We start from the raw sequence: 19792 nt of genomic DNA, 5'->3' as shown, positions 1-19792 counted from the left end.
GCGGCGGCCCCCCTCTCGGGAGTGACCGGAGCCACTGTGGGCCTCAGGCGGCCCTGATTACGACTTCTGGATCCCCGAGACGTTCCAGAGGACGCCGCGGACGCCGTCGACCTCGACCAGGAGGCCCTGGCCGTGCTGCGCGACCGCGAGGTACCACACGCCCGGGTTGAGCGACCCGGCCGGGGCGTTGGTCTGCCCGTCGACGAGCTGGCGCTGGTCCGGCACCGAGAACCAGTACGGCTGGAACGACGGGTCCGCCGCGGCGGGCGCGGGGGCCGGGGCACCGCCATACTGGGCACCCTGCTGCGGAGCGCCGCCGTAAGGGGCACCGGCCGGCTGACCGCCGTACGGGGCGCCCTGCTGGCCGCCATACGCGCCAGCGGGGGCACCGGCAGCGCCGCCACCGAGGCCGAGGGGGGCCTTGAGCGCCGGGACCATCTCGTTCGCGATGACGGCACCGGCCATGATCAGCGACGCGATGACGATGAAGATCGCGCCGATGCCCGCCTCGCCGCCGTCCGGAATGGCCGCGAGCGACCACAGCGCGTTGAGCGGCGTGACGACGGCAAGCGGCACCGCCCACTGGCGCAGGGTCAGGCCGAACAGCACCTGCGGACGCGGCTGCAGCCCGCCGAGGATGTACAGCACCGCCGCCGCGATCGGGATGATCACCTCCGACGTCACGACCGGGGCGAGTTCGCTGGCCCAGGCGTTTCGTGAGAAGTCGCCGACCTCGGCCTTCACGTACGCGAGGAACGAGAAGATGAAGATCAGCAGAGCCGCGACGGCGACGATCGCGTCACCACGAGTGAGTTTCTTGATATCCACTAGTTGGGGTCTCCTCCCGAGGGGGTGGGCGCCGCCAGGGTACGGGGGCGACCCGAATTGCCGCACCGGCCGCGCCCCCGCGCGCTGCCGGTGCATGGGGTTGATGTCTTCCGGTCGGACACTGTGCCAGATCCGGTGCGGGGCGGGTGTCCCGCCGGTCGGGGGGCGACCTGGCGGGGCCCGGATTCATGGGGAAAGTTCGTGTTGCGTTGGGGTGTCGTTACTCTCCGCGCTGGATACCCGAGGTGTCCCACAGCACACCCCGGACTCCGTCCACCTCCACGATCAGGCCGTCTCCCGCCGGCTCCACCGCCAGGTACCAGCTTCCCGGCACCAGCGTGGCCACCGGCGTCTTGTCCAGACCGCCCACCGGGAGCAGCGGGCGCTCCTCCGGGACCGCCAGCCAGAACTGCGCGAATTCGGCCGCCGGGGCCGGTGCGGCCGCCGCGCCCGGCGCGGAGCCCGGGCCGGACCCGGAGGACGGCACCGGCGCCGGAGCGGGCGCCGGAGCGGCCACCGGCATCGCGCCGGTCATCGGCGGCGGCATGTGCGCGACGGGCGTGCCCGGCGGCACGACCGGCTGGCCGTACATCCCGGTGCCGTAGCCCGGCTGACCCGGCTGACCCGGCTGACCCTGCGCCGGAATGTACCCGGCCGGGTACGCCGGCGCGGCGATGAACAGCGGGTACGCGAGCCCCGGCACGCGGTCGATCACGAACAGCAGCAGCGCCATGATCAGCGTGAACGGCAGGATCACGAACGCCCCGAAGCCGTGCGACAGCTCGACGCCGAGTTCCTCGTACGCCTCGTCCGCGTTGCCGACCACGTTGCCCCCGAGCGACCACAGCGCCGCCCACGCCGCCACCACGCCCAGCGAGGTGGCCCACTGACGCAGCGTCAGCCCGCCGACCGGGCGCTGGTCGGCGTTCACCATGTAGCGGTGCGTCACCAGCAGCAGGAAGGAGATCAGCGGCAGCAGGATGACGACGGCCATGAGCGGCCAGTGGTCCTGGGCCCATGCGTTGACGGTGGTCGTCTCGGTGTCCGAGCCGCCGAAGTCGTCGCGGCTGCTGCGGCCGCTACCGCCGCCGTCGGCCGAGGCCTTGAAGTACGGTGCGAACGACATGCCGAAAATCAGGGCGACGCAGACGAAGACGAGACCGTCTCCCCGTGTCATGCCTCTCTGGTTCACGGTTCTCCTCAATGTCGCGATGGGGGACGTAGGCGAGGTTCCCGGATGTCCCGTGCGCCGCCGCGCGTTCGGAGTGCGGCCGTCCGTCGCGGCTGACGGGTCCGGGGGAGCTTACGGAAGTTCGCCGGTGCGTGCAGGTCGGGGCGTCGGGTTCACGTCCCCTTCATGAGGAAGTCGCGGATGCCGAACGCGATCCCCTGGGCGGCCTTTTGGCGCCAGACGGGATCGGTCATGCGTCCGGCGTCACCCGCGTTGCGCATGTTCCCGCATTCGATGAACACCTTGGGCACTGTCGACAGGTTCAGTCCGCCCAGATCATCGCGTACGTCGATGCCGTTCTGCCCCACATAGTTCGACGGCTTCGCGCCGGTGCTCTGCGCGAAAGCCAGGGCCAGCGCGTCACCGAGGGCCCGTGACGGGACCAGGATCGGGCCGGTGTCCGACCCGCCGCCCTGGACCTTCGCGGGCACGATCACGTGGTATCCGGTGCCGCTCGACGTGGCGCCGTCGCCGTGGATGGACACCACGGCGTCCGCGTGCGCGTCGTTGCCGACGCGCGCCCGCTCGTCCACGCACGGGCCCCAGGGCCGATCGCCCTCCCAGGTGAACACCACCTCGGCGCCCAGCGCGACGAGGACCTGGCGGGTGCGGTTGGCCACGTCGAGGGTGAACTCCGCCTCGGTGTAACCGTTGTTGGTCTCGGTGCCGGTCTCGTCGCAGTTCTTCCGGAAGCCGCCCGCCTCGACCTGGTGGCCGATTTCGGTGGTGTGCCGGGAGTTGCCGGGGTTGTGCCCCGGATCGATCACGACGGTCCTGCCCGTGAGCGGCCGGGCGTCCGGTGCGCCCGGACCCGGCTGCGGCGCGGAGTTCGGCGGCGTCGCGGGCGGCGGCGGACCGGGAATGGACGCGGGCGGCCCCTGGGGGCCCGGCGGAAGACCGTCGGCCCGCGGCGGTACGGATTCGGAGGGCATGCCAACTCCCGTGCTGAGGGGGGAGGTTGCTTCCGACCCGGTGACCTGCGACGCGGATGCGGCGGCCGCCGCTTCCGAGCCGTCGTCGTCCGGCCAGTTGACCGCGAGCGCCGTGCCGCCGACGAGGGCCAGCGCGGCGACCGCAACGCCGACCGTGACGCGGGTACGCCTCCGGTCGGCCGCGCGGCGGTCGCGGGCCTGGCGCCTGGGAGCGGGCGGGCTGTCCCAGGGCTCCCACGGATCGGACGGATCAGATGGCAAGTTCGGTCCTTGTCGGCAGTCCGAAGCGGGTCGCGATGTCGTTCCACGCCTGCACGAACGCCTGCTTGGCGGCGGTCGCCCGGCCGCTCGCGGCGTCCCCGGCGTCCTTGCTCGGCTGCCCGGCACCGCATCCGCTGTCGGCCTGGGCCTGCGCCCAAGCAGCGTAGTGGGCGTCGGCGCTCGCCGACTCCCGCCACGCGGTACGCAGGTGCTCCAGCGCGGGAGCGGCCTCCGGGAGCGCGTCGAACTCAAGCGTGTCCAGCTCGGCGAGCAGCGCGTTGCGCGAGTCCGCGGCGCGCGAGAGGTCGGACGCCGCGCCGGCGAGCGAAGTGCAGCCGCTCGCGTTGTTGACGGCGTTGATCACCGACTGGCGCGAGGTGCCGCTGTGGTCGAGCAGGCTGCTGAGCGCGGCGGCCTGGGTGCCGGGGTCGCCCGCGGACGGGGACGCCGAGGGCGAAGCCGAGGCGGACGCGGAACCCCCGGCCGACGCCGGGGTGTTGCCCGAGGGGTTGGCGCTGTCGCCGGGACCGGCGGGCTGCGCCGCGGACCCGGTCGCGCCGGTGGCGGTCGGACTGCCGGACGACTCCGCGACGGTCGCGCCGTCGTCGTCCTTCCACGGCTGCAACGCGACGACGGTGATGGCGACGGCCAGCAGGACCACGATCGCGGTGATGACGGCGAGGGTGCGCACGCTCGAACCGCCCCCCGAGCCGTGCTCGGGGGGCTGCGGCTGCCCGGCGGGGGCACCGGGACCACCCGGCGCGCCCACCGGCGGTGCCGGAGGAATCGGCGCCCAGGCGTGTGCGGACGCGGTCGGCATGCCGGCGGCCGTCGCGGGGCCGGGCGCACCGTGCGAAGGGGTGTACGGGCCGGGACCGAAAGGGCTGGGCGTACCGCGCGGCGGCGTACCCGGCACGGGCGTGCCGCGGGGCGGGGTGCGCGGACCCGCGGCGGCGTCCGCGAAGGTCGCCCCGCGCGGCATACGCGGCGGCTCCTGACTGCGGGCGAACCAGCCGGGGGAGACCTCGTCGCCGTCCCCGGAGGCGACGTCGCCGGGTATGAGGGGAGAACCGGACGCGGGAGATCCGGGCGAACCGGGAGAAAAGGGAGATCCAGGAGGCGGCCCGTACGCCGTCGGCTGCGCATCCACCCCGGGCTGCTTGTCGCCGCCGCTGGGCAGCGCCTGCCCGGGCCCCGGCGGACCGGGCAGCGCAGGCGGTCCCGCCGCACCGGGCGGCAAGGCGGCGGCCTGCGACGGAGAGGCTCCCGGCGGCAGCGCGGGCGCCGGGCCGCGGACGGTGGGCTGCGACCACGGGCCGTCGGCGGGCGGACCGCCCGGGGCCGGATCGGGAGCCGGCGGAGTCTGCGGACCTCGGGCGGGCCTCGGCGCCTGCGGGTTCCCGGCCGACGCCGTCGGGTTGAGGTGCACGCTGGGCGCCTGCGTCGGTCTGGGCGGTGGCCCGCCCGGCGGACGCGGAGCCACCGGCCCGTCGACCGTCGGCGCTCCCGGTACCGGCGAGCCCGGCACATGCGGGCCAGGTACCTGCGGACCGGCTACCGGCCGCCCTGACGTCGGCGAGCCGGCTGCCTGCGATCCCGGTGCCGGGTAGCCGGGCCCCTGCTGCGGCGCAGGCCCCTGCGGCCCAGGCCCCTGCGGCCCAGGCCCCTGCGATCGGGGCCGCTGTGACCCGGACCCTGCCCGCTCGACGCCCGACCCGTCCTGCCCCGATCCCTCCCGCGCGCGCCCGTCCCGCGTCGGCCGGTCCGCCATGGACTGATCCGACGCCGCCTGGTCCTCGTCGGGTGTTCCCGGGGTCGGGCGTCCCGCCGCGCGGGTCGTCCAGCGACGGGTCGCCGGATCCCAGACCCGCTCGTAGTGTTCGCCCTCGGCCATTTCGGATCCCGTCACGTACGGACCTCGTCGGGGCACTTAGTGTCCCGCCTCGGACACAGCCGTGTCACTGACTTAGTTGATGTTTGCCGGACTTCCCTCACCACTCGTCGACAAGCCGCCAAACGGCTTGTCGACGTGACGACACGGGCCGCCTCCCGGGCCCCCGTCCGGCGGCCGGGTGACGGTGGGTCAGATCCCGTCGCCGGTACGCCGCAGCACCCGCAGTGACCCGTGGCCCGCGGCCTCCGTGAAGGCCCCCGACGCGAGCGCCCGCATGTATACGCGGTACGGCGCCTGGCCGCCGTCCGCCGGGTCCGGGAACACGTCGTGGATCACCAGCAGCCCGCCCTTGGCGACGTGCGGAGCCCAGCCCTCGTAGTCGCCGTTCGCGTGTTCGTCGGTGTGGCCGCCGTCGATGAACACCATGCCCACCGGCGTGCTCCACAGCGGAGCGACCGCGCGCGAGCGTCCGACCAGCGCGACGACGTACTCCTCCAGCCCGGCGCGGAACAGCGTGCGGCGGAAGGTCGGCAAAGTGTCCATGACCCCGACCTCGGGGTCCACGAGCGTCGGGTCGTGGTACTCCCACCCCGGCTGCTGCTCCTCCGACCCGCGGTGGTGGTCCAGCGTCACGACGACGGTCCCGGCGTCGCGCGCGACGGCCGCGAGCAGGATGGTGGACCGGCCGCAGTACGTGCCCAGTTCCAGCAGCGGACCGACCTTCGCGGCCTCGACGGCGGCCGCGTAGAGCGCGGCGCCCTCGTCCGGGGGCATGAACCCGACGGCCGCGTCGAAGGCGTCCAGCACGCGCGGGTCGATGGCGCCGCCGACGGCGGCGGGGCGGTCCGTGGTGCGGTCCGTCATTGCGGTCCCCTGCTCTTGAACCTCGGCGCCCCTGTCTTCTTCGGGGCGTGTCGGCGATCATCCTGCCGCAGCACCCCGCGGGCTGCCGTGTCGAGGGCCACATCCGGCGTCGTACGGGGCCTCGGCACTCCCCATCAAGTGAAACGCGTTCTACTATCGCGACGACGCGCGGCGTTTCGCGGGCATCGCACGCATCGCAGGTACGGACGTACAGCGAGAGCACTGGAGAGGGCACATGGCGATCGGGATCACGGAGGAGCACCGGGCTCTTGAGGAGTCGGTGCGCGGATGGGTGCAACGTGTTGCACCGATCGGCGAGGTACGCCGCGCCCTGGAGGCCGAGGCCGAGGAGCGTCCCCCGTACTGGGCGGGACTGGCCGAGCAGGGGTTGCTCGGCATGCACATCGCCGAGGAGTTCGGAGGTGCGGGCTATGGGACGGTCGAGGCCGCCGTGGCCCTCGAACAGGCCGGGTACGGCATGCTCCCCGGCGCGTTCCTGCCGACCGTTCTCGCGTCCGCCGTCATCGGCGCGTCCGCGTCTGCCGAGCTCGCCAAGGAGCTGTTGCCCGGCATAGCCGAGGGCGCCACCGTCGCGGCCATCGCGCTGGAGCCGTCCGGCCTGACCGCCGCACCCGCCGACGGCGGCCTGAAGGTGACCGGCACCGCGAAGCCCGTGCTCGGCGCGGCGGCCGCCGACCTGCTGGTGCTGACGGCCCGTCAAGCTGACGGCGTGGACGTCTGGTTCGTCCTGGACGCCGCGTCGGCGACGGTCCGCGAGCTGAAGAGCGTCGACCCGACGCGCCGCAGCGCCGAGGTGGTCCTCGACGGCGTGACGGTCCCCGCGTCCCGTGTCCTGGCCGGCGTCGACGCCGCGCTGGTCCGCGACCACGCCGCGGTGCTGCTGTCCGCCGAGGCGTGCGGCGTCGCCGCGTGGGCGCTCGACTGCGCGACCGAATACGCCAAGGTGCGCGAGCAGTTCGGCCGTCCCATCGGGCAGTTCCAAGCGGTCAAGCACATGTGCGCAGACATGCTGGTCCGCGTCGAGCAGTCGCGCGCGGTCACCTGGGACGCCGCCCGGGCGCTCGGCGAGGACGCCGCCACGCGCGGGCTCGCCGCCGCGATCGCCGCGACGTACGCGATCGAGGCCGTGTTCACCACCACCAAGGACTGCGTGCAGATCCTCGGCGGCATCGGCTTCACGTGGGAGCACGACGCGCACATCTACCTGCGCCGGGCGCTGACACTGCGTCAGTACGCCGGACCGGGCGCCGCCCACAAGCTGCGCGTCACCGAACTCGCCGCAGCGGGCGCCCGCCGCGAGCTGGTGCTCGATCTTCCGGAGGGCGCCGACGAGTTGCGCGAGCGCGTGCGCGCGGCGCTGGCTCCCGCGGTCGGCAAGAACGCCGACGAGGCACGTGTCGCCCTCGCTCCGAGCGGCTACGCGGCGCCGTACCTGCCCGCGCCCTACGGGCTCGGCGCGGGGCCGATCGAGCAACTGGTGATCCAGCAGGAGATGAAGGCCGCGGGCATCCGCCTCAAGGACATCACCATGGGCAACTGGGTGCTGCCGTCGGTCCTCGCGTACGGCACGCCCGAGCAGCAGGAGAAGTTCGCGCTCACCACGCTGCGCGGCGACTTCCAGTGGTGCCAGATGTTCTCCGAGCCCGGCGCCGGGTCCGACCTCGCGTCGCTCACCACGCGCGCCACGAAGGTGGACGGCGGCTGGCTGATCAACGGGCAGAAGGTGTGGACGTCGCGGGCCAAGGAGTCCGAGTGGGGCATCCTGCTCGCCCGCACGTCGCCGGAGAAGCCGAAGCACGACGGGCTGACGTACTTCATCGTCGACATGTCCTCGCCTGGCCTGGACATCCGGCCGCTGAAGGAGATCAGCGGGCTCGCGATGTTCAACGAGATCTTCATCGAGGACCTGTTCGTCCCGGACTCGATGGTGGTCGGCGAGGTCGACGGCGGCTGGCAGGTCGCCCGCAACACGCTCGGCAACGAGCGCGTGCACATGGGCGCGGACTCGTCGTTCGGCGCGGGCATCGAGAACCTGGTCGCGGCGGTCGCGGGCCCCGCGGGCGAGTTCGTGGACGGCGGCTACCGCGAGCGCCTGGGCGCGCTGATCGCGGAGGCCTCGTCGCTCGCCCTCATCGGGCTGCGCACCACGATGGCGCAGATCTCCGGTCTGGAGGCCGGTCCCGGCGCGTCGGTGCGCAAGCTGGTCGGGACGCCGCACCAGCAGCGCGAGTCGGAGCTGAGCCTGGAGATCCTGGGCGCGCTGGGCGCGGTCGACGAGGACGCGGGCGCGCGCGCCTCGTTCGGATTCCTCATGAGCCGCTGCCTGACCATCGCGGGCGGCACCACGCAGGTCCAGCTCAACGTGGTCGGCGAACGAATTCTCGGGCTGCCCCGTGACCCGGCGCCCACCGAGAAGTAACTTGATTGTGTCTAGCATTTATCCGGAGGGCGGTTCCGTGTCCAACAAGGTCTTCATCGTCGGCGTCGGCATGACCAAGTTCGAGAAGCCGGAGAGCAAGGACTGGCAGTACTACGACATGGCCAAGGAGGCCGGCCAGAAGGCGCTGGCGGACGCGGGCATTTCGTACGACCTGGTCGAGCAGGCCCCGGTCGGCTACAGCGCCGGCACGTCCACGCAGGGCCAGCGGGCCGTCTACGAGATCGGCCTCACCGGCATCCCGGTCTACAACGTCAACAACAACTGCGCCACCGGCTCGACGGCGCTGATGATGGCCCGCCAGTTCGTCGAAGGCGGCCTCAACGACTGCGTCCTGGCCATCGGCTTCGAGAAGATGACCAAGGGCGCGATGGGCAGCGGCACCGGCGAGGGCGGCTTCGCGACCAGCCCGGTCGGCCGCCACTACGGGATCATGGCCAAGGCGTACCCGTTCGAGATGACCCCGCCCACCGCGCAGATCTTCGGCAACGCGGCGCGCGAGCACATGGCCCGCTACGGGACCACCGAGGAGCAGCTCGCCCTCGTCGCGGTCAAGAACCACAAGCACTCGGTCAACAACCCGTACGCGCAGTTCCAGGACGAGTACTCGCTCGCCGACATCCTGGCCGCGCGCGAGATCCACAAGCCGCTCACCAAGCTCCAGTGCTCGCCGACGTCGGACGGCGCCGCGGCGGCCGTCGTGGTCAGCGAGCGGTTCGTGATCGAGCACGGATTGCAGGACAAGGCGGTCGAGATCGTCGCGCAGACGATGACGACCGACACCGGCGAGGCGTTCGACGGCTCGGTCATCAACGTGGTCGGCAAGCCGATGTCGCGGGCCGCGGGCGAGAAGGTCTTCGCGGCGTCCGGCCTGACGATCGAGGACGTCGACGTCATCGAGCTGCACGACTGCTTCTCGATCAACGAGATCCTGACGTACGAGGCGCTCGGCATGGCGCCGGACGGCGAGGGCGGCAAGCTCATCGCGGACGGGGCGACCACGTACGGCGGCAAGTGGGTCGTCAACCCGTCCGGCGGCCTGATCTCCAAGGGCCACCCGCTCGGCGCCACCGGCATCGCGCAGGCCGCCGAGATCACCTGGCAGTTGCGCGGCGAGGCGGACGCCCGGCAGGTGGCCGAGGCCGAGATCGGCCTGACCCACAACATCGGGCTCGGCGGCGCCGCGGTCGTGGGGCTGTACCGGCGCGGGCAGTTCTGACCGCGCTGACGGCTCCGGCCGCCGGCGGGGACCGCACCTGAGGTCGTGAGGGTCTGAGGTGCGCGGGAGGGGGTGTACGGTTTTTCCCGTACGCCCCCTCTTTGCACGACCCCCATGATCCGCACCGCCTCCGCACCACCTCCGCACGACGCGCGCCGTACGGACTCCGCACCGCGCCCCCACGTCAGGACAGCTCCGCCCCCGTGCCCGCCGCTACGCCGCCCGTGAACGCCCCCGTCGATCTGCGCGGGGACTGCGCGAACTGCTTCGCGCTGTGCTGCGTCGCGCTGCCCTTCGCGAAGTCGGCGGACTTCGCCGCAGACAAGGCGGGCGGCACGCCGTGCCGGAACCTGCGTCCCGACGACACCTGCGGCGTGCACGCGGGTCTGCGGCGCGAGGGGTACTCCGGCTGCACGGTGTTCGACTGCTTCGGGGCGGGCCAGAAGGTCTCCCAGGTCACCTTCGCGGGCCGGTCGTGGCGCGGGGCACCGGACGTCGCCCGGCCGATGTTCGAGGTCTTCCCGGTCATGCGGCAGTTGCACGAACTCCTGTGGTACCTGGGCGAAGCGGCCGTCCTGCCCGCCGCCCGCACGCTGCATCCCGAACTGCGGCGCGCCCGCGACGAGATCGAGCGCCTCACGCTCCTCGGGCCGGGCGAACTCGCCCGCCTCGACGTCGCGTCGCACCGCGGTCCGGTCGGCGAACTCCTGGCCCGCACAAGCGAACTCGTGCGCGCGGGCGTCGGCGGGAAGCGGCGCGACCATCGCGGGGCAGACCTGATGGGGGCGCGGCTGCGCGGTGCGGACCTGCGGGGGGCGAGCCTGCGCGGTGCGTACCTCATCGGCGCCGACCTGCGTGGTGCGGATCTGCGGCTGGCGGACGTCCTGGGCGCCGACTTCCGCGACGCCGACGTGTCGGGGGCCGACCTGACGGGGGCGGTGTTCCTGACGCAGCCGCAGGTCGCCGCGGCGCGCGGGGACGCGCGTACCCGGCTCCCGGACCGCGTCGACAGGCCCGCGCATTGGGCGCGCTGACAGGGTCTACCGCGCCGGGCCGTCCGGCGGCCAGAATGCCGCGATGGTGCGTGCCCTCGTGATGGCGGCGCTCGGCCTCGTGCTCGCTGTGCTGGGCGTCGGCGTGGTGCGCGACGGCCTGCTGCCGATCCGCGACGCCCTCATCCTGCGGCGGCGCGGGGTGCGCGTGATGGGCGACGTGATGCGGTACGAGCACCTGCCGGCCCTTCGCCGGGGGCGCTACCGGGGATCCGAAGTTCCGGTCTACCGCTTCCCGTTGGCGGACGGCGGCGTGTGGGAGGCCCGGTCGATCACCGCCGTCCGGGCCACCGCGCGCGGCTCGGGCACGCGCGTCGAAGTCGTGTACGACCCCGAGGACCCGGACCGCGTCACCGGCCCGGTCCGGCGCCGCGGGCATGTGGGCACGGCCTTCGTCCTGCTCCTGGGAGCCGCGGCACTGGGGCTGTTCGTGCTGCTGTGGACGAGGGCGCTGACGGGATGACCGGGCCCGGGGGACGGTTGTGGTCCGCCGTCCCCCGAACTGGCCTTGCGTAGGCGGTGGTTGCTCGGTCGATCGGCCGCGCTGGGCCTTTCGGTCAGTTGTCCTCCAGGAACTCGAAGTCCAAGCGCGCCAGCCGCTCCGGGTCGGCGAGGATGTCCAACTCGATGATGCGGCCGTTCGCGATGGTGAAGCCCGCCACCGAAAGCGGCCGGCCCTCGGGGGCGTTGAGGACGCCGATGCCGCCGTTGACCGAGACGAGCCGTCCCGAGTTCGCGAACTCCCGGAACCTGAGCGCCTGTCCGGCCACCTCGCGGGCGCCGCGCACCACCTGGGAGACGCCGATCGTGCCGGCGCCGACGTCCGCGCGCAGGACGACGTCCGGGTCGAGGACGCGCAGCAGCTCCTCGAAGTCGCCCTCGCGGGAGGCGGACAGGAACGCCTCGACCACCGCCCGCTGTTTGGCCCGGTCGGCCTCCGGCTCGGGCGTCAGGCCGCGGACGCGCCGCCGGGCGCGGCTCGCCAACTGCCGTGCGGCGGTGGGCGTGCGGCCGACGATGGGGGCGATGTCGTCGAACGGCACCGCGAACATGTCGTGCAGCACGAACGCCAGCCGCTCGGCGGGCGGCAGCGTCTCCAGCACCACGAGCAGCGCGAGGCCGACGGAGTCCGCCTGCACCGACTCGAACTCCGGGTCGCCGTCGGCGCTGGTCACGATCGGGTCGGGGACGCGTGTGCTCTCCAGCGGGCTCTCCCGGCGGTACGTGCGCGAGCGGAGCATGTCGAGGCAGACGCGCCCGACGACCGTGGTCAGCCAGCCCGCGAGGTTGGCCACGTCGTCGGCGTTCGACCGGGACAGCTTGATCCACGCCTCCTGCACCGCGTCCTCGGCCTCGGCCAGCGAGCCGAGCATGCGGTAGGCCACCGCCCGCAGGTGCGGGCGGTTCTCCTCGAAGCGCGCGGCCAGGAACTCCTTGTCGTCCATGCGTCCCATCTCCTCCGCCATCCGTGCCGTCCGCGTCTGTGCGGATCGCGTCGTGTGCGGTCCGTCCTGCGCGGTCTCTCGGAGCACTGACGTATGGGGTGGCGGGGATGTGACAGGCGTGCCGGTGCGGGTCGCGTCGCGCTGTGCGGCGCGGGCCTGACGGGGTGTGCGCCTGCCGCGTCGGCCTCCGGACGCGGGCGACCGCGCGGCGGCGGAGCGCCGGTCACAGCCAGCTGATGCGCGCGTTGGTGACCGGCTCGGGACCCGGCGCGCGGGCCAGCTCACCGGCATGGATGCGGTCGAGCAGCGTGCGGACCGCGTCCACGATCTGCGGGACGGCCGCGCGCAGCTCGGCGGTGTCGGCCGGGGTGACCTCGTCCGGTGCCACACCCGCCTCGGCGAGCAGCCCGTCGGGGTCGGCGAGGCGCTTGGCCACCCAGCCGAGCGGGTCCGCGGACAGGTCCTCGACGAACACCCGGTTCCCGGGCTCCCAGCCGTCGAAGCGCGGGTGGTGGTGCGTCCGGTCGAAGCTGCCCATCGGCCCGGCGACGGACTCCAGGAGGTCGGCGCGCCACAGCGGGCGTTCGACGTTGATCGGGCGGGCCGAGTAGATGGATCCGTGCAGGTCGCCGCTGCCGAGCAGGCGCAACTCCAGGCGTACGCCCCGCTCCGCGCCCTCCTGCCCCTCCTCGGGCTCGGGGTCGACGAAGTAGAGGTCGCTCACGATCACGCCGAGCCGTTCGAAACCGAAGGCGTAGAACACGGGCCACCGTCCTCCCAGCGAGGCCGCGGACACACCGCGCGGCGGCACGGCTGCGCCGCGTCACCGCCCGTCGCCGCGGGCCGACGTCGAACCGACCGGGTCATCGTCGCACGGCGGGAACCGATGTCCCAGGACCGCCGCCGCAGCCGTCCGCGCGGGATAGCGTGGCGCGCGGGTGGCCGGAAACGACCGAACAGGGGGGCCCGTGGGACGAGCACGGCGGCTTGCGGTGTGGCTGGTGGCGGCCGCGATAGCGCAGACGGCGGTGGCGGGGTGCGGCGACGGCGGCGGTCGCGGGGACTCCGGTGCGAGTACGCCGCCTCCCGCGGCGGCACCGGTGGCCGCGCCCGCGACGTCGGCCCAGGCACCGGTCCCGGAGACGACCCCCGCCACGACGCCGCCCGCGAGCGTGACGCCGACGGCCTCCGGGGCGACGACTCCCACCGCCTCGGCGCCGCCGACGAGCGCCGGACCGGGCAAGCCGCCCGTGGCGACCACGCGTCCGCCCGCGCCCGCGACCACCGCGGCCAAGCCCGCGCCGCCGCGGTTCCCGGTGCCCGTGCAACTGGGCGACGCCCGGCAGTTGATCACCGTGGCGGCCCGCGGCTCGTACGCCACCGTGTCCACCTGGCAGCGGCAGACGGACGGGAGTTGGACCCGGCTGACGGTCACCGAGAACGCCCGGATCGGGGCGAACGGGGTGGTTGCCGGGTCCTCGCGGAAGCAGAACACGAGTACGACGCCGGGCGGGACGTACACCCTCACCGAGGCGTTCGGCATCAACGCGGACCCCGGGACCGCCATGCCGTACACCCGTGTCGGCGCCGACCACTGGTGGGTGCAGGACAACAACTCGGCCTACTACAACCAGATGCGGCTCGGGTCGCAGGGCGGCTTCGACCGGACGCTGCCGGAGAGTCACACCGACGGGTCGGAGCGGCTGGCGGCGCACGACCCGGCGTACCGCTACTCGGTCGTGATCGACTTCAACCGCTCGCCGGCGGTGCCCTATCGGGGCGCCGGGATCTTCCTGCACGTGAACGGCTCCGGGGCGACCGCCGGGTGCGTCTCGGTGCCGCAGGATTTCCTGGCCGCGACGCTGCGCTGGCTGGATCCGGCGCAGAAGCCGCGTATCGCCATCGGGTGAGTCCGAGCGGGAATCCCGGGATGTCCGGGAGAGGACCCGGAAGAAGAGCCGGAAGAAGAGCCGGAAGAAGACCCCGGAGAAGCCCCGGGAGAAAAGCGATGTCCGGGTTCGGGCACGGTGTGGTAGCCATGGCGGCATGGTGTCCCCTGATCGGCTGTTCGCCTTCGCCGTCATGTCGTTCCTGCTCATCATCATCCCCGGGCCGAGCGTGCTCTTCGTCGTCGGGCGGGCCCTGGCGCAGGGGCGGCGGGCCGCGCTGACGACGGTCGTCGGCAATACGCTCGGCGCGTACGTGCTGGTGGTGGCGGTCGCGCTGGGCGTCGGCTCGGTGGTGGAGCGCTCGGTGCTGGTCTTCACGGTGCTGAAGCTGGCCGGGGCCGCGTACCTCATCCACCTGGGCGTCAAGGCGATACGGCAGCGCGGGTCGCTGCACGCGGCGCTGGCGGGTGAGAGGCCGGAACAGGGGACGCTGCGCACCCTGGGGGAGGGCTTCGCCGTCGGCGTGGCCAACCCCAAGACGATCGTGTTCTTCGCCGCAGTGCTCCCGCAGTTCGTGGACCGCGGGCAGGGCCACGTGATCGCACAAATGCTGGTGCTGGGACTGGTGTTCAACGCCATAGCCGTCGTCTTCGACAGCATCTGGGGCCTGGCCGCGGCAACCGCGCGCGGCTGGTTCGCCGGTTCGCCGCAGCGCCTGGCCATGGTCGGTGGAGCCGGTGGCCTGACGATGATCGGCCTCGGCGTGACGGTCGCGGCCACCGGCCGCAAGGACTGACCGGGCCGCGAAACGGGGCGGCCAGATTGCGAGCCGCCCGTGCCCTTCCCGCGGGACCCCTGTCGTCGGATGGCGCCGCCCTGCGATGATCCGCCGGTGCCGAGAACTTCTGCTGTCGACGTGCGCCTGCGGCGCAACAGACGTGTGCTGGCCGGCTGGGGCCTCCCGGCCTTCGTGGGGCTGGTGGTCCTGGCCGTCCGGGCCGAGTCGATCGGCGCCCTCGGATTGCCGTTGATGATCGCCGGAGCCGCACTCCTGCTGTTCGGGACGTGGCCTCTCTGGATGCTCCTCGGGGCACCGCTCTTCGGTGTCCGGCCGTGCGGCATCGTGCTGGGTGCGGGCCGCTTCCTGTCCGCCCGGGCCCCGGTCGCCGGCGCCACCCGGATCCGTCGTTCGTCGCCCGGGAGTTGGGGCGTCGTCTCGGTGGCGGACGCGGGCACCGCCCAGTGGCGGATGTGGCTCGGCTACGCGGTCCCGGTCGTCCTGCAACTGGGGCTTGCCTGGGTGTTGTGGCGGTCGCTGCCCGAAGGCATCGGCACCGCCCTGGGTTTCGGCATGATCATCGGCCTCGTGCTGCTGTACGTGGTGTTCACGGGTGTGGCGCCCGCGCCCGGCTGGATGCTCTTCAGGCTCCCGACGGCCGACCGGCACGCGGTCGAACAAGTCACCTATGACGCCACCGAAGGCCGGGCGACGCGTGCGGTGTTGGTCGGGGACCTGGCTGAACTGCGCGCTGTGCTCGCGGAGTCCGCGACGTCGCGCCCCTACACGGTGGCACTCCGGTGCGAGCTGGCCCTCGCAGAGGGGCGGTACGCCGAAGCCGCCGCCATCGCCACGGAGCACGGGCCCGGCCAGATCGAGGGCTCCATCGCCCGCGCGGCACTCGGCCAGGACCTCGTCCGGGCCCGCTGGTACGCGCAGGAGGCGCTCGGGCCGCGCTCGTCCGTGGCCCCGTCGGAACTCGTCGAGCCGATGGCCGAGGGCCTCTCCTGGGTTCTCGCGGACCCGTATTCGGACGCCCTGGCCCTCTACTGGCTCGCCTGCGGCGACGCCAAGCGCGCCCACCGGGCCGCGGTCCGCGCCCGGAGCACGGTCGTGGGCCCCCACGCGGCGGCCCATCTGGAGTGCACGATCGCCCTCGTGGAGACGGTCCGCGACCGTCCCGTGCATGCCGCGAAGGCGCTGGCCAACGCCCGCGCCCTGGCCCCGGACATGCCCCGCATCGCAGCCGCCGAACGCTGGTGCGCCCCGGGCGCCGCACCGCTCGGCCCGCACGCGGTGTCGGCGCCGGTCCTGGAGTAGGCCGCGCCCCCGGGCCCGCCGACCGGCGCCAACATGCTTGACTTCATCCACTATCGGGATCACGATGTGCCCCTGCACCGGCCCTGCCAGGGCCGCGTGCTCCGAACAAGCGCATCCCCGGGAGTCAATGGTGACGGTGTCCGACGACTCGGTCCTTGCCGAGGCCCTGGCCGACTGGTTCGCCGCAGCGCGGCCGAGCGTCGGCGACGTCGTGGTCTCCGACGTGCGGCGGCCCAGCGGGAGCGGGTTCTCCGCCGACACGGTCTTCTGCACCGCGACGTGGACCGAGGCGGGCGTGCGCAGTGCGCATCCGCTCGTACTGCGCCGCGAGAGCCCTGACCCGGCGATGTACCCGCAGCAGGTGCCCGGTTTCGACGTCGAGATCGAGTTCCAGTACCGCGTCATGTCCGCGCTGCGCGGTAGCGGCGCCGACATTCCCCTCGCCGACCTGCTCGGCTACGACGCCGACCCGAGGCCGCTCGGCACGCCGTTCTTCCTCATGGAGTACGTCGCCGGGCAGGTGCCGGTGGAGAACCCGCCGTACCCGGTCGAGGGATTCTTCCACGACGCGGCCCCGGAGCAGCGTGCCGCGATGGTCGGCGACGGCCTGCGCGTGCTGGCCGCGCTGCACGCACTCGACTGGCGCGCGGCCGGACTCGAATGGCTGGTGACGAAGGCCGAAACCCCCTCCCCGATAACGCAGTTCCACATCTGGGAGGAATGCGCGGACAAGGAACTGCGGGGCCGCGAACACCCCGTCCTCGACCGGGCGCGGGCCTGGCTGCGCGAACGGCTCCCGGCCGCGTCCGTCGCCTGCGCGCCCGACGCGTTCTCTTGGGGCGACGCGCGTCCCGGCAACATGATCTGGCGCGACTTCCGGTGCGTCTGCGTCACCGACTTCGAGGCGGCCGCGATCGCCGCGCCCGAACTCGACCTCGGCTGGTGGCTGATGTTCGACCGCGCGTCGCACGAGGCGATCGGCGTCCCCCGGCTGCCGGGCGAGCCGACGCGCGAGGAGCAGCGGGCCGCGTACGCCGCACACGCCGGACGCGACATCGGCGACACGCACGTCTGGGAGGTGCTGGCCGCGATGCGGTACACGGTCATCGTCGTACGGGCGATGAACCGCGCCGAGGACCGCGGCCTCATGCCGCCGGGCCGCACCATCTGGCGGGACAACCCGGCATCCGTCTGCCTGGCCCAACTGCTCGACGCGAAACGGTAGTCGGTCGCGTCGGCCCGGCCGACGCGCGGCAACCGGCCGTACGCACACGGAGGATGGGAAGCATCATGGGGCAATCCGAGGAATCGGCCCGCGGCACGGCCGCGTCCGGCACAGCCGAGTCCACCGCCGCCGAAGGAAGTCCGGACCACCGCGCAGCGCCGCTGCACGGCCGCCGGGTCCTCGTGGTCGGCGCGTCGTCCGGCATCGGACGAGCCGTCGCCCGGCACGCGGCGCAGGCCGGGGCGCGGGTCGTACTCGCGGCCCGCCGCGCGGAGTTGCTGGCCGAGGCCGCCGACGAGGCGGGACCCGACGCGCTTCCGGTCACCTGCGACGTACTCGACGAGACCTCCATCGCCGCGCTCGCCGCGCGCATCGCCGATGAACTCGGCGGCCTGGACGCGATGGTCTACGCGACCGGCGTCGACCCGCTCGTGCGGATGGCCGACGCCGACGCGGAGTTGTGGGGACGCGTCCTCGCCACGAACGTCGTCGGCGCCTCGCTCGTGTGCCGTGCCGTGCTGCCGCACCTGGAGGCGTCCCGGGGCCGTGCGGTGTTCCTGTCGGCGTCCGCGGTCGGGCGCCCGCTGCCGGGGATGGGGCCGTACGACGCGAGCAAGGCCGCGTTGGAGGAGATGGTCCGCGCGTGGCGCGCCGAGCACGCGGGCGTGTGCTTCGCCTCCGCGGGAGTCGGACCGGTGCTGGGCACCGGCGTACACGCGCAGTGGGACCGGGACCTGCTCGGCGAGCTGACCGGCGTCTGGGAGAACCGCGGCTACCTCTACGACAACGGCCCCGGCTGGATGACCGTCGACGAGTGCGCCGCCGGAATCCTCAACGCCCTGACGGCCCCGGTGTGCATGCACGACTTCGACGTCCTGCCGCTGCCCGCCGCCACCTGACCGAGCGTCAGCGCTTCACGGGGGCACGCCGCGCCGCTTCGCGCTCCTCGTGCAGCGGCCGCGGCGCGTCCACGGCGGCGAGGGCGTCGGCCACGACGTCCGCCGCGCCCATCCCGGCCAGTTCGGCGTCCGGGGTGAGCAGGAGGCGGTGCGTGAGCACCGGGGCGGCCAGCGCCTTGACGTCGTCGGGAACCGCGTACGCCCGGCCGGCGGCGGCGGCCCGAACCCGTGCGGCTCGGACCAGCGCGACGCTGCCGCGTGGCCCGGCACCGAGCCGCACGTGCGGCGACCGGCGGGTCGCCGCGGCGAGGCGTACCGCGTAGTCGCCGACCGGCCGGGCGACGGCCACGGCCGTGCGCACGAAACCGGTGAACTCCGCGACGTGGTGCGCCGTGGCGATCACCGGCAGCCGGTCGACGGCCGGCGGACCAGAGTCGCCGCAGGCAACGTCGACTTCGGAGGTGTGGTCGGGGTAGCCGAGCGACAGGCGCATGAGGAAGCGGTCCAGTTGCGCCTCGGGGAGCGGATAGGTGCCGGCCATGTCGACGGGGTTCTGCGTCGCCACGACGATGAACGGCCTCGGTACGCCGTGCGCCGTCCCGTCGACCGTGACCCGGCCCTCCTCCATCACCTCCAGCAGCGCGGACTGCGTCTTCGGGGACGCCCGGTTGATCTCGTCCGCCACGACGATGTTCGTCAGCACCGGCCCGGGCATGAACACGAAGTCCCCGGACTGCGGCCGGAATACGGACACGCCGGTGATGTCCGAGGGGAGCAGGTCGGGTGTGAACTGGATGCGCCGGCAATCCGCGCCGAGCGACGCGGCGAGCGCCCGGGCCAGCGTCGTCTTGCCGGTCCCGGGCACGTCCTCGAGCAGCAGGTGCCCTTCGGCGAACAGCGCGACAAGCGCCAGATCGACAACCTCGCGCTTGCCTTTGACGACGCGCTCGATGTTGTCCCCGAGCGCCTGAAAGCACTCCTGGAACAAGGGGAGCGCGGAGTTGGCGGAACCGGACGCGGACGACGATTGACTCACCCTGTGATCGTCGCCCGGGCGGCGGGCGAAGTCGCGGAAAAACACGGCACCTTGTTGGGGGGGCAAGGCCGCCTCCACGGCGGCCGCCTCCTCGCGCTGTCGGGTGTCCCATTCGGTTTGCGCCGCGCGGGGATGAGTGTGGGCGCAGCGGGAGAGGCCGCTGACCCGCAGCCCGCCGGTTGCCCGCGCCGCGTGGCCTGCCTGCGCGCCGACTCGTCGCGCGGCGTTGCGCACGCGCTGCGCCGCCAGGTGATCGCTCCGGTCGCGTGGCTCGTTTGAGGCATGGGGGCGGCTCATCGGGTGCTCGGGGTCCGTTGCCTTTCGTCTCGAATCCCGTATCCCACACTCCTGTTTCCCCGGCTCCGTGTCGTCGGGGTGTGGTTGAGTGCCTTGCCCGCGGCTGGGGTTGCCGGGGGCGGTTGAACTGGGGGAAGTCCCTCGAAATGGGCGAGCCCCCGAAC

18 protein-coding genes are annotated in these 19792 nt (G+C 73.3%); 10 read left to right on the top strand and 8 right to left on the bottom strand.

The window, feature by feature from the left end; all coding sequences use genetic code 11:
- Positions 1-57 precede the first annotated feature (57 nt).
- The 5 genes from ACRX5S_RS12105 to ACRX5S_RS12085 all read right to left on the bottom strand — a co-directional run bounded on the left by ACRX5S_RS12105 (position 58) and on the right by ACRX5S_RS12085 (position 6010).
- Positions 58-828, bottom strand: a complete 771-nt coding sequence (locus tag ACRX5S_RS12105; RefSeq protein WP_436772884.1) for a hypothetical protein — start codon at positions 826-828, stop codon at positions 58-60.
- Between the two features lie 220 nt (positions 829-1048).
- Entirely contained in the window at positions 1049-2005 is a 957-nt protein-coding gene (locus tag ACRX5S_RS12100) for a hypothetical protein (RefSeq protein ID WP_436772883.1), read from the bottom strand.
- A gap of 167 nt (positions 2006-2172) precedes the next feature.
- The gene (locus ACRX5S_RS12095; protein ID WP_436772882.1) at positions 2173-3252 is read right to left on the bottom strand and encodes an N-acetylmuramoyl-L-alanine amidase family protein; all 1080 of its coding nucleotides are present in this window, start codon (positions 3250-3252) and stop codon (positions 2173-2175) included.
- Positions 3242-4681 carry a hypothetical protein gene (locus ACRX5S_RS12090; protein ID WP_436772881.1) on the bottom strand — a complete coding sequence of 480 codons (1440 nt, stop codon included), beginning with the start codon at positions 4679-4681 and terminating at the stop codon, positions 3242-3244. The genes ACRX5S_RS12095 and ACRX5S_RS12090 overlap by 11 nt, the downstream gene beginning before the upstream one ends.
- A gap of 654 nt (positions 4682-5335) precedes the next feature.
- Complete coding sequence (locus ACRX5S_RS12085; RefSeq protein ID WP_436772880.1) at positions 5336-6010, bottom strand: class I SAM-dependent methyltransferase; 675 nt, start codon at positions 6008-6010, stop codon at positions 5336-5338.
- A gap of 235 nt (positions 6011-6245) precedes the next feature.
- Between ACRX5S_RS12085 and ACRX5S_RS12080 the strand changes: the two genes are divergently transcribed.
- The 4 genes from ACRX5S_RS12080 (at position 6246) to ACRX5S_RS12065 (ending at position 11202) form a co-directional block, all read left to right on the top strand.
- On the top strand, positions 6246-8450 hold the full coding sequence (locus ACRX5S_RS12080) for an acyl-CoA dehydrogenase (RefSeq protein WP_436772879.1): 2205 nt from the start codon (positions 6246-6248) through the stop codon (positions 8448-8450).
- A 37-nt stretch (positions 8451-8487) separates the two neighbouring features.
- On the top strand, positions 8488-9687 hold the full coding sequence (locus tag ACRX5S_RS12075; RefSeq protein WP_436772878.1) for a lipid-transfer protein: 1200 nt from the start codon (positions 8488-8490) through the stop codon (positions 9685-9687).
- Positions 9688-9911: 224 nt separating this feature from the next.
- Positions 9912-10721 (top strand): pentapeptide repeat-containing protein, encoded by an 810-nt coding sequence (locus ACRX5S_RS12070; protein WP_436772877.1) that lies wholly within the window; start codon positions 9912-9914, stop codon positions 10719-10721.
- Between the two features lie 43 nt (positions 10722-10764).
- Positions 10765-11202, top strand: coding sequence for a hypothetical protein (locus ACRX5S_RS12065; RefSeq protein ID WP_436772876.1), 438 nt, complete (start codon positions 10765-10767; stop codon positions 11200-11202).
- Positions 11203-11296: 94 nt separating this feature from the next.
- On the opposite strand, the gene ACRX5S_RS12060 is transcribed toward ACRX5S_RS12065, so the two are convergent.
- Both ACRX5S_RS12060 and ACRX5S_RS12055 read right to left on the bottom strand, forming a co-directional pair.
- Entirely contained in the window at positions 11297-12184 is an 888-nt protein-coding gene (locus tag ACRX5S_RS12060; protein ID WP_436772875.1) for a sigma-70 family RNA polymerase sigma factor, read from the bottom strand.
- A gap of 223 nt (positions 12185-12407) precedes the next feature.
- Entirely contained in the window at positions 12408-12947 is a 540-nt protein-coding gene (locus ACRX5S_RS12055) for a hypothetical protein (protein ID WP_436772874.1), read from the bottom strand.
- A 205-nt stretch (positions 12948-13152) separates the two neighbouring features.
- Here ACRX5S_RS12055 and ACRX5S_RS12050 point away from each other — a divergent pair, with 205 nt between their 5' ends.
- The 5 genes from ACRX5S_RS12050 to ACRX5S_RS12030 all read left to right on the top strand — a co-directional run bounded on the left by ACRX5S_RS12050 (position 13153) and on the right by ACRX5S_RS12030 (position 18295).
- Positions 13153-14094, top strand: coding sequence for a L,D-transpeptidase family protein (locus ACRX5S_RS12050; protein WP_436772873.1), 942 nt, complete (start codon positions 13153-13155; stop codon positions 14092-14094).
- Positions 14095-14230: 136 nt separating this feature from the next.
- Complete coding sequence (locus ACRX5S_RS12045; protein WP_436772872.1) at positions 14231-14869, top strand: LysE family translocator; 639 nt, start codon at positions 14231-14233, stop codon at positions 14867-14869.
- A 96-nt stretch (positions 14870-14965) separates the two neighbouring features.
- Positions 14966-16171, top strand: coding sequence for a hypothetical protein (locus ACRX5S_RS12040; RefSeq protein ID WP_436772871.1), 1206 nt, complete (start codon positions 14966-14968; stop codon positions 16169-16171).
- A gap of 136 nt (positions 16172-16307) precedes the next feature.
- Entirely contained in the window at positions 16308-17396 is a 1089-nt protein-coding gene (locus tag ACRX5S_RS12035) for a phosphotransferase family protein (protein WP_436772870.1), read from the top strand.
- A gap of 65 nt (positions 17397-17461) precedes the next feature.
- Entirely contained in the window at positions 17462-18295 is an 834-nt protein-coding gene (locus ACRX5S_RS12030) for an SDR family oxidoreductase (protein ID WP_436772869.1), read from the top strand.
- A 7-nt stretch (positions 18296-18302) separates the two neighbouring features.
- On the opposite strand, the gene ACRX5S_RS12025 is transcribed toward ACRX5S_RS12030, so the two are convergent.
- Entirely contained in the window at positions 18303-19331 is a 1029-nt protein-coding gene (locus ACRX5S_RS12025; protein ID WP_436772868.1) for an AAA family ATPase, read from the bottom strand.
- 3 nt (positions 19332-19334) lie between these two features.
- Here ACRX5S_RS12025 and ACRX5S_RS12020 point away from each other — a divergent pair, with 3 nt between their 5' ends.
- A complete protein-coding gene (locus tag ACRX5S_RS12020; RefSeq protein WP_436772867.1) occupies positions 19335-19610 on the top strand; it encodes a hypothetical protein in 276 nt (91 codons plus the stop codon).
- Positions 19611-19792 lie beyond the last annotated feature (182 nt).

The sequence above is a fragment of the Yinghuangia sp. YIM S09857 genome (assembly GCF_051388915.1).
Lineage (GTDB): Bacteria > Actinomycetota > Actinomycetes > Streptomycetales > Streptomycetaceae > Yinghuangia.
Note: the sequence above shows the minus strand (reverse complement) of the source record. Positions and strands in the feature narration are given on the sequence as shown.